We start from the raw sequence: 12,643 nt of genomic DNA, 5'->3' as shown, positions 1-12,643 counted from the left end.
AGGTCAGCCGTGCAGAGTATGCGCGTTGCCCACGGACGGCCCTTTGGTGCCAATCCCGTTCTCTCTTCATCCGGACTATGACCGTCGGTCCCGGGATCACACCGGGTCTGCTGACCTTGCCGTCACCTGCTGCCGAAGCATCAGTGACACCAAGCGCTCGCGGGCTATGCGCATTGCGCGCAATTACCGCCGGTGGGGAGTTGCACCCCGCCCTGAGAACGTTTTGCTGCCAGATTTTCTGGCGGCGGAGAGTTTTTAACACATATTTGTGGGCTGCGCATGGCTGCTTTCTGATGATATACATCGGTTTTTCCGTTGGCTTGAGCCGGCTTTTCCGGTCCGGGCCTTGATTAATCGCGGCGTTGGCCGCAGTAATCCCCTTCGAAAGAGATTTCCCTTATCAGCAGCGACGTTAGCGTCCTATTCCGAGGCCTGATTCATGAGCGTTATCGATCTTCGTAGCGACACCGTCACCCAACCGACCGCAGGGATGCTCGACGCGATGGCCAATGCGGTCACCGGGGATGACGTCTACGGCGAAGATCCGACGGTCAATCAGCTTGAGGCCGAACTGGCCAGGCGCCTGGGCTTTGCAGCGGCGCTGTTCGTGCCGACGGGCACCATGAGCAACCTGCTGGGGCTGATGGCCCACTGTGAGCGCGGTGACGAGTACATCGTCGGCCAGCAGGCGCACACGTATAAGTACGAAGGTGGCGGGGCCGCGGTGTTGGGCTCGATCCAGCCGCAACCGCTGGAAGTTCAAGCCGATGGTTCGCTGGACCTGGCTCAGGTGGCTGCGGCGATCAAGCCGGACGATTTTCACTTCGCCCGGACCCGGCTGCTGGCGCTGGAAAACACCATGCAAGGCAAGGTATTGCCGCTGGAATATCTGGCGCGGGCTCGCCGCTTTACCCATGAACACGGTCTGTCGCTGCACCTGGATGGCGCGCGGTTGTACAACGCAGCGGTCAAGCTGGGCGTCGATGCACTGGAAATCACCCGGCACTTCGATTCGGTGTCGGTGTGCCTGTCCAAAGGCCTCGGCGCGCCGATCGGTTCGGTGCTCTGTGGTTCGGCCGAGTTGATCGGCAAGGCCCGGCGCCTGCGCAAGATGGTCGGTGGTGGCATGCGTCAGGCCGGCATTCTTGCGGCGGCCGGCTTGTATGCACTGGATCACAACGTGCAACGCCTGGCGGACGACCACTCCAACGCGCAGTTTCTGGCTGAAGGTCTGAGCGCGGCGGGGTATACAGTCGAACCTGTACAGACCAACATGGTTTACGTGCGGATGGGTGATAAGTGCGAGGCGCTCAAGGCGTTTGCCGGTGAGCGCGGGATCAAACTCAGCGCCGCCTCACGTTTGCGCATGGTCACTCACATGGACGTCAACCGGGCGCAGATCGAGCAGGTAATCGCGACTTTCGTCGAGTTTTCTCAAAACTGAAGGTGTTAGCCGTCCAATTGACTGCCTGTATCGTACAAACACACTGTACCTGCACACTAACGCCGATATAATGCGGCCCTTTGCCGTCGCTTCGTCTGTTGACGATTCGCACAGGCCTTTGGCCGCAGCCTCCGTGGAAGAACCTAATGAAAAGCGCAGAAATCCGTGAAGCCTTCCTTCGCTTCTTCGAAGAGCAAGGCCACACCCGTGTAGCCTCCAGCTCTTTGATTCCGGGCAACGACCCAACCCTGCTGTTCACTAACGCGGGGATGAACCAGTTCAAGGACTGCTTTCTGGGCCAGGAAAAGCGCGCCTATACCCGCGCCGTCAGCAGCCAGAAGTGCGTTCGCGCCGGTGGCAAGCACAACGACCTGGAAAACGTCGGTTATACCGCTCGTCACCACACCTTCTTCGAAATGCTGGGTAACTTCAGCTTCGGTGACTACTTCAAGCGTGATGCGATCACCTACGCCTGGACCTTCCTGACCTCCGACAAGTGGCTGAACCTGCCGAAGGAAAAGCTCTGGGTCACGGTCTACGCCAGCGATGACGAGGCCTACGACATCTGGACCAAGGAAGTCGGGGTTCCGGCCGAGCGCATGGTTCGCATCGGCGACAACAAAGGCGCACCGTACGCCTCCGACAACTTCTGGACCATGGGCGATACCGGCCCGTGCGGTCCTTGCACCGAGATTTTCTACGATCACGGTGCCGACATCTGGGGTGGCCCACCGGGTTCGCCAGAGGAAGACGGCGACCGTTACATCGAAATCTGGAACAACGTCTTCATGCAGTTCAACCGCACCGCCGATGGCGTGTTGCACCCGTTGCCAGCACCGTCGGTGGATACCGGCATGGGCCTGGAGCGGATCAGTGCCGTGCTGCAGCACGTTCACTCGAACTATGAAATCGACCTGTTCCAGAGTCTGCTGAGCGCTTCGGCCAAGGCCATCGGTTGCACCAACGACAACCAGGCTTCGCTGAAAGTTGTGGCTGACCACATTCGTTCCTGCGGTTTCCTGATCGCCGACGGCGTGCTGCCGTCCAACGAAGGTCGTGGCTACGTGCTGCGCCGGATCATTCGTCGCGCTTGCCGTCACGGCAACAAGCTGGGCGCCAAGGGCAGTTTCTTCTATCAGATCGTCGGCGCACTGGTTGCCGAGATGGGCGAAGCCTTCCCTGAGCTGAAATCCCAGCAGGCGCACATCGAGCGCGTGCTGAAAGCCGAAGAAGAGCAGTTCGCCAAAACCCTGGAGCAGGGCCTGAAGATCCTCGAGCAGGATCTGGCCGAACTCAAAGGCAACGTGGTGCCAGGCGACGTGGTGTTCAAGCTGTATGACACCTACGGTTTCCCGATGGACCTGACCGGCGACATCGCGCGTGAGCGCAACCTGACCATCGACGAAGAGGGCTTCGAGCGCGAAATGGAAGCCCAGCGCGTCCGTGCCCGTTCGGCCAGTTCCTTCGGTATGGACTACAACAGCCTGGTCAAGGTTGATGTGGCCACCGAGTTCACCGGTTACACCGCTCACAGCGGTTCGGCAAAAATCGTTGCTCTGTATAAAGACGGGCAATCGGTCGACGTATTGAGCGAAGGCGAAGAGGGCGTGGTCGTTCTCGATCAGACGCCGTTCTATGCGGAATCCGGCGGTCAGATCGGTGACTGCGGTTACCTGCAGGCAGGCGCTGCGCGTTTCGACGTGCGCGACACCACCAAGACTGGCGGTGCATTCCTGCACCACGGTGTGCTGGATTCGGGCAGCCTGACCATTGGCTCGCCGGTTCAGGCCCAGGTGGATGCCGAGGTGCGTCACGCCACTTCGCTGAACCACTCCGCCACGCACTTGCTGCACGCGGCATTGCGTCAGGTGCTGGGCGAGCACGTTCAGCAAAAAGGCTCCCTGGTCGACAGTCAGCGTCTACGCTTTGACTTCAGCCACTTTGAAGCGATCAAGCCTGAACAGCTGAAAGCGCTGGAAGAAATCGTCAACGCCGAAATTCGCAAGAACTCCGAAGTTGAAACCGAAGAAACCGATATCGACACCGCCAAGCAGAAAGGCGCCATGGCGCTGTTCGGCGAGAAGTACGGCGACAGCGTGCGCGTACTGAGCATGGGCGACTTCTCCGTCGAGCTGTGCGGTGGTATCCATGCCAATCGTACCGGCGACATCGGCCTGCTGAAAATCATCAGCGAAGGCGGCGTGGCTTCTGGCGTGCGTCGTATCGAAGCGGTGACAGGCGCTGCGGCACTGGCTTACCTGAACGCTGCGGAAGAGCAACTCAAGGAAGCGGCCAACCTGGTCAAGGGCAGCCGCGACAACCTGATCGACAAGCTGTCGGCTGTGCTTGAGCGCAACCGTCTGCTGGAAAAGCAACTCGAGCAGTTGCAAGCCAAGGCCGCCAGTGCGGCGGGCGACGACCTGTCGGCTTCTGCCCAGGACGTCAAAGGCGTGAAAGTCCTGGCCGTGCGTCTCGACGGTCAGGACGGCAAGGCGCTGCTGGCGCTGGTCGATCAACTGAAGAACAAACTCGGCCGCGCAGTGATCCTGCTCGGCAGTGTCCATGAGGAAAAGGTCGTGCTGGTTGCGGGTGTAACCAAGGACCTGACTGGCCAACTCAAAGCCGGTGATTTGATGAAGCAAGCCGCTGCAGCAGTGGGCGGGAAGGGCGGTGGTCGTCCAGACATGGCGCAAGGCGGCGGTACCGACGCTGGCGCACTGGATGCTGCATTGGCCCTGACCGTGCCGTTTGTAGAGCAGGGTATTTAAGGCTGCGTGCCGAGCCCGTCGTCTAGTGGCGGGCTTCGCAGCTGTTTGAGTGATTAATGGGCGCCCTTCATGGGCTGAGGCGGCTTTGAAATGGCTTTGATCGTACAGAAATTTGGAGGCACCTCAGTCGGCACTGTCGAGAGAATCGAGCAGGTCGCCGACAAGGTTAAGAAATTCCGCGAGGCCGGCGATGACCTGGTGGTCGTGCTGTCTGCAATGAGCGGCGAGACCAACCGTCTGATCGATCTGGCCAAGCAAATCAGTGGCGGCGATCAACCGGTTCCGCGTGAGCTGGATGTCATCGTCTCCACCGGTGAGCAGGTGACGATTGCACTGCTGGCCATGGCGCTGATCAAGCGCGGCGTACCGGCGGTGTCGTACACCGGCAACCAGGTACGGATTCTGACGGATAGCGCGCACAATAAAGCGCGTATCTTGCAGATTGATGACCAGAAGATTCGCGGTGACCTGAAGGCCGGTCGCGTGGTTGTCGTTGCCGGTTTCCAGGGCGTCGACGAGCACGGCAACATCACCACCCTTGGTCGTGGCGGTTCCGACACCACCGGCGTGGCGCTGGCAGCGGCCCTGAAGGCTGATGAATGCCAGATCTACACGGATGTCGACGGCGTCTACACCACCGACCCGCGCGTGGTGTCCGTGGCTCAGCGCCTGGACAAGATCACCTTTGAAGAGATGCTGGAAATGGCCAGCCTCGGCTCCAAGGTGTTGCAGATCCGCGCGGTCGAATTCGCCGGTAAGTACAACGTTCCGCTGCGCGTACTGCACAGCTTCAAGGAGGGTCCGGGTACCCTCATTACTATTGATGAAGAGGAATCCATGGAACAGCCGATCATTTCCGGCATCGCTTTTAACCGCGATGAAGCCAAGCTGACCATCCGTGGCGTGCCAGACACCCCGGGCGTGGCCTTCAAGATTCTCGGCCCGATCAGCGCCGCGAACATCGAAGTCGACATGATCGTGCAGAACGTTGCGCACGATAACACCACCGACTTCACCTTCACTGTGCACCGCAACGACTACCAGGCGGCGCAGACCGTGCTGGAGAACACCGCTCGCGAGATCGGTGCCCGTGAAGTCGTTGGCGACACCAAGATCGCCAAGGTGTCGATCGTCGGCGTTGGCATGCGTTCTCACGCAGGCGTTGCCAGCCGCATGTTCGAGGCTCTGGCTAAAGAAACCATCAACATCCAGATGATCTCGACTTCGGAAATCAAGGTTTCCGTAGTGATCGAAGAGAAGTACCTGGAATTGGCTGTGCGCGCTCTGCACACAGCTTTCGAACTGGACGCACCGGCCCGCCAGGGCGAGTGATGCTCCGCTAAGGGCGCGGTCTGACCGCGCCCTTTGTTTTTTGAGTGGCGCGACTGAAATCTGTTCTTTTGCTCGTGCTGGTCAATACTTAGGCGTGTAGGGCTACGATCGTTCCGGTTGTAGGTCGAACGCCTTTTTTTTGCAGACTGTTGTCCCTGAAATGAAATGCGTGAGGAGAAAGGTATGCTGATTCTGACTCGTCGGTGCGCAGAAAGCCTGATTATTGGTGATGGCGAAATCACTGTGACCGTGCTCGGCGTCAAAGGAAATCAAGTGCGTATTGGCGTTAACGCGCCTAAAGAGGTGGCTGTTCACCGTGAGGAAATCTACCTGCGGATCAAGAAAGAGAAGGACGACGAACCAAGCCATTAATTTTTATCGTTTTTTATGTTTGCAAACGGGGAAAAGGTTGGTTAAGATACGCCCCGTGTTGCGGAGAGCTGGCCGAGTGGCCGAAGGCGCTCCCCTGCTAAGGGAGTACACCTCAAAAGGGTGTCGGGGGTTCGAATCCCCCGTTCTCCGCCATTATTTATTTAGTACGTTGTAATCTGGCTTCTTCGGTAAGTTGTTGAAATTACTAGAAAAAGTGCTTTACAAAAAGATTTAACGGCCTATAATGCGCGGCAACAAATGCACTCGTAGCTCAGCTGGATAGAGTACTCGGCTACGAACCGAGCGGTCACAGGTTCGAATCCTGTCGAGTGCACCATTTAAGGGTTTTTTGCAGTAATGCAAGTAACCTGGCTTCAACCAGTTGTGATCTGGTCTAAAAACACAAATTGCACTCGTAGCTCAGCTGGATAGAGTACTCGGCTACGAACCGAGCGGTCACAGGTTCGAATCCTGTCGAGTGCACCAAACACCAAAAAGCCTGCGTCTAACGCGGGCTTTTTGCTGTCTGGGATTTGCCTTTTACGCATCCCTTCTCATCGAACACGATTTGCGCGCTTCGACCTTTCTTGCTGTCGTAGCGATAATTCGTCGTCGCGTTTCGAATGCTGACCTTGTCAGGTTTACCTAGCGCACTTTCAACGTCCTGCTGGCTCATGCCGGGAACGATCCGCTGATTGATGATCGCTTCGCGACGCTCCTTGGCGCTGAGCACGTTTGCGCATTTGTCATTCATTTGGCCGATAACGACCGGATCTCTCGGTGTGCTTTTAATTCCTGATGTTTCCTGGTGGTTGGCGCCGGGGAGTATTGCCTCGAATTTGAAAACGCTTGGGTTGTAAATGTTCTGTCGCGACAGTGCCTCTCCAGGAGGGCAGCTCAGCGTCGTGTAAGTGATGCGGCCCTCAGCGTCTTCACATCGATGCACAGTCATTGCAGTGGCCAGTAGAGGCGGGCAAAGCAGGGTGATCAACAGGGCTGTGAGTGTTTTCCTGGGCATTGGGCGTCCTCCATGACGGTCACGATCAAGGGTAGTCAGTACATTTCTCAGTGGGGGTGTGTTTTCTTTTCAGGATGAGTCGTCGCAGTTTCAGGGACGCGGACAGCGCTCGGGTTTATCTCGCAAGCGCTTGTTTCAGGCTGGTTTTTTTAACGTTTAAAACCCTCATGCGGTGTATGATTGCGCCCGTCAGCCCCGCCGGGGCTTGTGGAATACCTCCATGGACTTACCCAGTAGTTGCTCAGTACCCCGTTTTACCAATCATGAATTGACTGATTGATCCTTCCGGCGTGCCCCGCTGCTGGGAGTGGAGTTCGCCTATGACCGAAGTTGAAGTAAAGAAAACGCAAGAAAGCCTGCAAGACCGCCTTGCTCAAGTCGTTGAGCTGCTGCATCGCCAGCGAGTGGTCGAAGACCTGACTCATCGCCAGGAAGGTCATCATCACGACCTGGTCGAGAACCTGGTCCACCGGCAAAACCTCGTCGAGTTGCAACGCAAGCTCGATGATCTGCACTCCGCCGACGTTGCCTACATTCTTGAAGCCTTGCCGCTTGCCGAGCGTCTGACTGTCTGGCAGTTGGTCAAGGCCGAGCGCGACGGCGACATTCTGCTTGAAGTATCCGACTCGGTTCGTGAAACCCTGATCGCCGACATGGACGATCACGAGCTCCTGGCGGCGGCCAAGGAGATGGACGCCGACGAACTTGCTGACCTGGCCCCCGAGCTGCCGCGAGACGTCGTCCACGAGCTGATGGAAACCCTTGATAGCCAACAGCGTGAGCGCGTTCGCTCCGCGTTGTCCTATGACGAGGAACAGGTCGGTGCATTGATGGACTTCGAGATGGTGACGATCCGCGAGGATGTCAGTCTTGAAGTGGTTCTGCGTTACTTGCGTCGCCTCAAAGAGCTGCCAGGCCATACCGACAAGCTGTTCGTGGTTGACTACGATGGCGTGCTCAAGGGTGTGCTGCCAATCAAGCGACTGCTGGTCAACGATCCAGACAAGCAGGTTTCGGAAGTCATGGCCAGCGATCCGGTGAGTTTTCACCCGGATGAAGACGCCTACGATGCCGCACAGGCTTTTGAACGTTACGACTTGATTTCGGCCCCGGTGGTCGACAAGAACGACAAACTCATTGGTCGTCTGACCATCGACGAGATGGTCGACCTGATTCGTGAAGAGAGCGAAAGCGAAGTTCTCAACATGGCGGGTCTGCGTGAAGAGGAAGATATTTTCGCGTCAGTCTGGAAATCCTTGCGCAACCGCTGGGCCTGGCTGGCGATCAACCTGATTACCGCATTTGTTGCATCGCGGGTAATCGGTTTGTTCGAAGGTTCTATCGAGAAGCTGGTGGCTCTGGCAGCGTTGATGCCGATCGTTGCCGGTATTGGCGGTAACTCCGGCAACCAGACGATTACCATGATCGTTCGTGCGATGGCGCTTGATCAGGTCAGTACCGGTAATACCTCGCGTCTCATGCGCAAGGAGCTGGCGGTTGGTTTGATCAATGGCCTGGTCTGGGGTGGGGTAATCGGCGTGGTGTCTTACATGCTGTACGGCAGTTGGTCGCTGGGCGTGGTGATGACTGCGGCCATGACCTTGAACCTGTTGCTGGCGGCGTTGATGGGGGTTTTGATTCCGATGACCCTGGCGCGCTTTGGGCGCGACCCGGCGATGGGCGCGAGTGTCATGATTACGGCCATGACCGACAGCGGTGGCTTCTTCATCTTCCTCGGGCTGGCGACAATCTTCCTGCTCTGAGTTTCTAGTGTGCGGTCTTGCTCAAACCAGCAGGCCGCGCACCTTCATTTTTCAATCTATTAGCGTTATGTCGATGGCAACTGAGCTTGCCGTTGAGTAGGTGATTGGCTGAATTTCAGGCAAAAAAAAGCCAGCACATGGCTGGCTAGAGCTTACGGGATGCAATCAGGAGGCGTCTGCGGCCATTTCAGCGTCGTGGGCAATCAGCGAAACCAGTGCGTTTTGCTGGCGGTGGGAGAGTTGACGGAAACGTTGAAGCAGTTCGCGTTCGTGCAATGACAGCTCGGGGCTGTCCAGGCGCATGCTCAATTCTTCGCCCAGCGCGCCTTCCTGAATAAGACTCTGCTCAAGACGGGCGATGATCTCGGAATTCATGCTGCGGTGATGATTGCGAGCCACCTCGGCAATGCGTTCACGCATCCCGTCTGGCAGACGTACGACGAACTTGTCAGCCGTACGGCTGGAATAAATTGCCTGTTTCAATGGGCGCATATATTTAACCGGTTAGTTCAGGGGAGCGGTTCTCGGAATTGGCCGCAGGATGTCATGTAGGACAAGCCTCGTCGCCAAATGTTCAACCTGAATTGATATGAGGCCCGCATCATGCCTCAAAATTGCCAGATCATTGGCGTCAATTCTGTGACAAATATTGAACTGGAAGCAGGCGTTATGCCAGCACCAATTATCAGAAATGCGGACTGGTTTGAAAACACTTACCGGGCCCGTACATCTGACCGCGTCCTCTTTGCCCGACAGGTGCGTGCTTGGGCGCCCCTGAGCGTGCATGCTATGCGGAAACGATCTTCGTTCCTTACAAGATACAGAATAGTGGCAAATGGCCGATTTACTAGGGCGAGCACGCAATGGAGGTGATATAGGGATGCACGGCAGACTTATTTATTTGATGGGGCCGTCCGGCTCCGGCAAAGACAGCCTGATCGATGCGGCCCGCGACTCTTTGCTTGGCCTTGATTGCGTTGTGGTGCGCAGGGTGATTACCCGGTCGGCTGAATCGGTCGGCGAAGACGCTTTGAGTGTTTCCAGGGAGCAATTCGCTCAAATGAGGCACGAAGGCGGTTTTGCACTGTGCTGGCGGGCCAATGGGCTGGATTACGGCATTCCGGCAGAGATCGATAGCTGGTTAAGTGACGGTCGCCATGTACTGATCAACGGCTCAAGAGGGCATTTGTCTGAAGCCATGGCACGTTATCCGTCGTTGTTGCCCATAGTGCTGACGGTAAAAACCGATGCCCTGCGCAAACGTCTTGAGCGGCGAGGGCGCGAGAGCGCTGAGGAAATCGAAGCCCGACTTGAGCGCAATGCCCTGTTTTTAATGGACGCCGCTCAGGAAGATCCGGAAGGGATCTTTCGGTTGGACAATTCTGGCGAGCTTTCCACTGCCGTCGACAATTTGCTGGCTCTATTGGTGCAAGAGGGTATCAGCGCAAAAGCCGATCGAATCTAAGCCCGTGATCGAAGCTGGCGTTTGCCTACACTTAATAAGCCTTACAGACGACATGACAAAACCGGGCCTGCCCGTTAACATGCACGCCGTCCATCGCGCCGCATGTCCTTGCGGCCGGCATGTGTCTCAGTAGCTCAATTGGATAGAGCATCCCCCTCCTAAGGGGAAGGTTGGCAGTTCGAACCTGCCCTGGGACACCATATAATTCAGGCCTTTCAAGCCATTCTCCTGACAGCTTCATTTCTCCGTGACAGCAGGGTGGCAGCAGCAGGCCAAAAATAAGCCCCACTCAGAATCAATCTGATGGGGCTTTTTAGTTAACGACAATTGATCAACCTTTGCCGGCCGACGAGCTGACAACAAGTTAGGCGGGAGCCTTCTCGTCAGTCTCCGCTGTGCTTCCGGGCTCTATTCGAATTTTCAGGTGACCTTGCCCAGCAAGAACATCAAAGAGACCTTCCTGCAACTTTAGCTGGGAATTTGTCATTTCCTCACTAAAAGGGAAACCGGTCACGTTCATGCTAATCGGTTGCTGCCCGGACAGGACTTCAATTGCATAGTGCCTTAGCTTTTGCTGGTCGAGTTCAAGATCTGTATGGCCCTTTGGAATGTAGGCTCCGTTTCGTAGAAGGACCCGGTCATACCGAAGATTTAGATCCGTGGCCATTGCACTCAACATTAAAATCAAAAGCTCTTGCTGCTTCTCGACCCACCTTTCCGCGTTGTCCTCGTTTACCGTCGACGTAAGGTGCTCCAGGTAGTCACGCCAGGTATCCAAAACGTCTGTTTCTGAGGCCTTCCGGCGGTTTGAGCGGCCTCCGTTGAACGCAAGATCAATCATATTCAACGCTCGAACATGATCGGGTGAGAGCCTTGCGGCTCGAGTTGCCATCAACGTGCTAAATATCCAGTTTTTTTGGTTTCTGGACTCATTCACGCGCTCAAGATACTTCTGTGCTTGAACCGCTAGGATCGGCCCAAGCAACGTGGCAACGATCGTACCGATTCCGAAAACCCAGTTTGCTTCCATTCTTTTTTCCGCAAGGTTGGGGAAGATGGCTCGACAGCACTTGCCGAGTGCGGCTTTGAGAATATGTGTATTTTCTGTCGCACGCCAAGGCAAAGCCAAAAGCATTTATTTGTGATCGTCCAATTTTGCTTTTTAGACTAAGGCGATCTGATCCCTGATCCTAAGGACGGTAGTGGTCGAGCAGCTTGCGTGCCGTGCCGTCGCTCGGATGCCCAGGCCCGCAGCGAGCAACTCAGTCACGCGCTTGTGCAGATCGGCGTCCACCGGCCGGCCCTGGTACTTTCCGGCGGCCTTGGCCTTCTCGATGCCCTGCGCCTGGCGCTCACGGCGCTGCTCGTAATCCTTGCGGGCGATGGCGGCCATCATTTCCACCAACATTGAGTTGATCGCTCCCAGCATCCGCCCGGTGAACTCGTCGCCTTTGGTGTCCTGCATCCCCTGGTGGCTCGTTGGCAGGTCGAGCGCGACGATTCGCAGCCCCTTGGAGTCAATCGCAGCCTTGAGCTTCTGCCAGTCCTCCACAGGAAGGCGTGAGAGGCGGTCTATCGACTCCACCAGCAACACATCACCCTTACGCGCATCTTTGAGCAGACGCAGCAGCTCAGGCCGGTCTGCGGTCGCGCCGCTGGCATTCTCCAGGTACACACTTGCAATGACCTTGTTGTGATCGCTGGCGAACTGCTCGAGCGATTTCCGGGCGCGGCTGGCGTCCTGCTCTTCGGTCGATGCTCGGAGGTATGCGCGGATGAACATGATTGGTGCCTGTATCAGTTAGGGTGCACATAAAGTGCTACACGTAACCGGATTAAATGGGACTGAAATAGTTGGTTTGCAGCGGATCGAGGAGGGCGTTTTTGTTGCAGTAAGTCAGAGGTAGGCAAAGTGATACAGGGCCGAGTTTTCGGTTCAGTCGTCCACCTTCAACCTGAGGAAGTTGGTCGGATCTCAAATCCATCCAACCCCCAGTGGGGGATGAATCCGATGCAGGAGCGAGCAGGGGCTAATCCTCAATTTGAGGAATATCCACCGTTGGTGGGAATTGGCTTGAAGTCCGATTTCCGGACAACGACCTGACCTCCCATTTCGGTAGGGCAGGTATCGCGACACGTTTCGCGAATTCTGAAAACGTGTCGCGGAAAAGATGCCACGGATATTCGTGTGATCTCGGCCAGGCTGATGCAGCCGAATCTGGATGATCCCCCGCTGGGGAAGTACCCCTGATCGGTGGGATTTTCGAACCACAGAGAAATCCTAGGTAGTTCGCCCTTTCGCCAAAGGGGTTTTACGATCTGCTCGTAAAACCAGCCGGGATGCAACTGGGAGGGTGTTATTCCGAACGGCACCCGGTAGATGCGGGATTTTCCCGTATCACAAGCCGCCGTTGTGACGCACTTAGATTCCCTGTTTCCGGGTAGGTAGTTAGGGCAAAGTGAGGAAATCCCACTTTGCTC

10 protein-coding genes, 4 tRNA genes and 1 riboswitch are annotated in these 12,643 nt (G+C 56.6%); of the genes, 10 read left to right on the top strand and 4 right to left on the bottom strand.

Annotated features, from left to right (window positions below; all coding sequences use genetic code 11):
• Positions 1-53: 53 nt before the first annotated feature.
• A riboswitch (FMN riboswitch) is annotated at positions 54-224 on the bottom strand.
• Between the two features lie 215 nt (positions 225-439).
• The 7 genes from ltaE (at position 440) to AO353_RS02955 (ending at position 6,402) form a co-directional block, all read left to right on the top strand.
• Positions 440-1,444 (top strand): low-specificity L-threonine aldolase, encoded by a 1,005-nt coding sequence (ltaE, locus tag AO353_RS02985; protein ID WP_054593614.1) that lies wholly within the window; start codon positions 440-442, stop codon positions 1,442-1,444.
• 146 nt (positions 1,445-1,590) lie between these two features.
• The gene (gene alaS, locus AO353_RS02980) at positions 1,591-4,212 is read left to right on the top strand and encodes an alanine--tRNA ligase (protein WP_054593613.1); all 2,622 of its coding nucleotides are present in this window, start codon (positions 1,591-1,593) and stop codon (positions 4,210-4,212) included.
• A gap of 90 nt (positions 4,213-4,302) precedes the next feature.
• Entirely contained in the window at positions 4,303-5,544 is a 1,242-nt protein-coding gene (locus AO353_RS02975) for an aspartate kinase (protein WP_054593612.1), read from the top strand.
• A 183-nt stretch (positions 5,545-5,727) separates the two neighbouring features.
• Positions 5,728-5,916: a carbon storage regulator CsrA gene (gene csrA, locus AO353_RS02970; protein WP_003178872.1), complete on the top strand. Its 189-nt coding sequence runs from the start codon at positions 5,728-5,730 to the stop codon at positions 5,914-5,916.
• Between the two features lie 62 nt (positions 5,917-5,978).
• Positions 5,979-6,069, top strand: a tRNA-Ser gene (locus AO353_RS02965).
• A 107-nt stretch (positions 6,070-6,176) separates the two neighbouring features.
• Positions 6,177-6,253 (top strand) — tRNA-Arg (locus tag AO353_RS02960).
• A 72-nt stretch (positions 6,254-6,325) separates the two neighbouring features.
• Positions 6,326-6,402: transfer RNA gene (locus AO353_RS02955), tRNA-Arg, on the top strand.
• Between the two features lie 19 nt (positions 6,403-6,421).
• Here the strand turns inward: AO353_RS02955 and AO353_RS02950 are convergent.
• The gene (locus tag AO353_RS02950; RefSeq protein ID WP_054593611.1) at positions 6,422-6,934 is read right to left on the bottom strand and encodes a hypothetical protein; all 513 of its coding nucleotides are present in this window, start codon (positions 6,932-6,934) and stop codon (positions 6,422-6,424) included.
• A 320-nt stretch (positions 6,935-7,254) separates the two neighbouring features.
• Between AO353_RS02950 and mgtE the strand changes: the two genes are divergently transcribed.
• Entirely contained in the window at positions 7,255-8,697 is a 1,443-nt protein-coding gene (gene mgtE / locus AO353_RS02945; protein WP_054593610.1) for a magnesium transporter, read from the top strand.
• 165 nt (positions 8,698-8,862) lie between these two features.
• Here the strand turns inward: mgtE and AO353_RS02940 are convergent, their stop codons facing one another.
• On the bottom strand, positions 8,863-9,189 hold the full coding sequence (locus AO353_RS02940; protein ID WP_003178899.1) for an Arc family DNA-binding protein: 327 nt from the start codon (positions 9,187-9,189) through the stop codon (positions 8,863-8,865).
• A 388-nt stretch (positions 9,190-9,577) separates the two neighbouring features.
• Here AO353_RS02940 and phnN point away from each other — a divergent pair, with 388 nt between their 5' ends.
• A complete protein-coding gene (gene phnN / locus AO353_RS02935) occupies positions 9,578-10,162 on the top strand; it encodes a phosphonate metabolism protein/1,5-bisphosphokinase (PRPP-forming) PhnN (protein ID WP_054593609.1) in 585 nt (194 codons plus the stop codon).
• 123 nt (positions 10,163-10,285) lie between these two features.
• Positions 10,286-10,362, top strand: a tRNA-Arg gene (locus tag AO353_RS02930).
• A 164-nt stretch (positions 10,363-10,526) separates the two neighbouring features.
• Here AO353_RS02930 and AO353_RS02925 read toward each other — a convergent pair.
• Complete coding sequence (locus AO353_RS02925; protein ID WP_146016078.1) at positions 10,527-11,297, bottom strand: DUF6680 family protein; 771 nt, start codon at positions 11,295-11,297, stop codon at positions 10,527-10,529.
• 27 nt (positions 11,298-11,324) lie between these two features.
• Positions 11,325-11,945 carry a recombinase family protein gene (locus AO353_RS02920; RefSeq protein ID WP_054593607.1) on the bottom strand — a complete coding sequence of 207 codons (621 nt, stop codon included), beginning with the start codon at positions 11,943-11,945 and terminating at the stop codon, positions 11,325-11,327.
• Between the last annotated feature and the right edge of the window lie 698 nt (positions 11,946-12,643).

Source organism: Pseudomonas fluorescens (genome assembly GCF_001307155.1).
Taxonomy (GTDB): Bacteria; Pseudomonadota; Gammaproteobacteria; order Pseudomonadales; family Pseudomonadaceae; genus Aquipseudomonas; species Aquipseudomonas helvetica.
The sequence above is the reverse complement of the archived record's forward strand: the minus strand, read 5'-3'. Positions and strand labels throughout refer to the sequence as shown.

Excerpts from the sequence above, each read along its gene's own strand:
- phnN (WP_054593609.1), top strand. The coding sequence starts at position 9,578 with ATGCACGGCAGACTTATTTATTTGATGGGGCCGTCCGGCTCCGGCAAA.
- mgtE (WP_054593610.1), top strand. The coding sequence starts at position 7,255 with ATGACCGAAGTTGAAGTAAAGAAAACGCAAGAAAGCCTGCAAGACCGC.
- csrA (WP_003178872.1), top strand. The coding sequence starts at position 5,728 with ATGCTGATTCTGACTCGTCGGTGCGCAGAAAGCCTGATTATTGGTGAT.
- ltaE (WP_054593614.1), top strand. The coding sequence starts at position 440 with ATGAGCGTTATCGATCTTCGTAGCGACACCGTCACCCAACCGACCGCA.
- AO353_RS02940 (WP_003178899.1), bottom strand. The coding sequence starts at position 9,189 with ATGCGCCCATTGAAACAGGCAATTTATTCCAGCCGTACGGCTGACAAG.
- AO353_RS02950 (WP_054593611.1), bottom strand. The coding sequence starts at position 6,934 with ATGCCCAGGAAAACACTCACAGCCCTGTTGATCACCCTGCTTTGCCCG.
- alaS (WP_054593613.1), top strand. The coding sequence starts at position 1,591 with ATGAAAAGCGCAGAAATCCGTGAAGCCTTCCTTCGCTTCTTCGAAGAG.
- AO353_RS02920 (WP_054593607.1), bottom strand. The coding sequence starts at position 11,945 with ATGTTCATCCGCGCATACCTCCGAGCATCGACCGAAGAGCAGGACGCC.
- AO353_RS02925 (WP_146016078.1), bottom strand. The coding sequence starts at position 11,297 with ATGCTTTTGGCTTTGCCTTGGCGTGCGACAGAAAATACACATATTCTC.
- AO353_RS02975 (WP_054593612.1), top strand. The coding sequence starts at position 4,303 with ATGGCTTTGATCGTACAGAAATTTGGAGGCACCTCAGTCGGCACTGTC.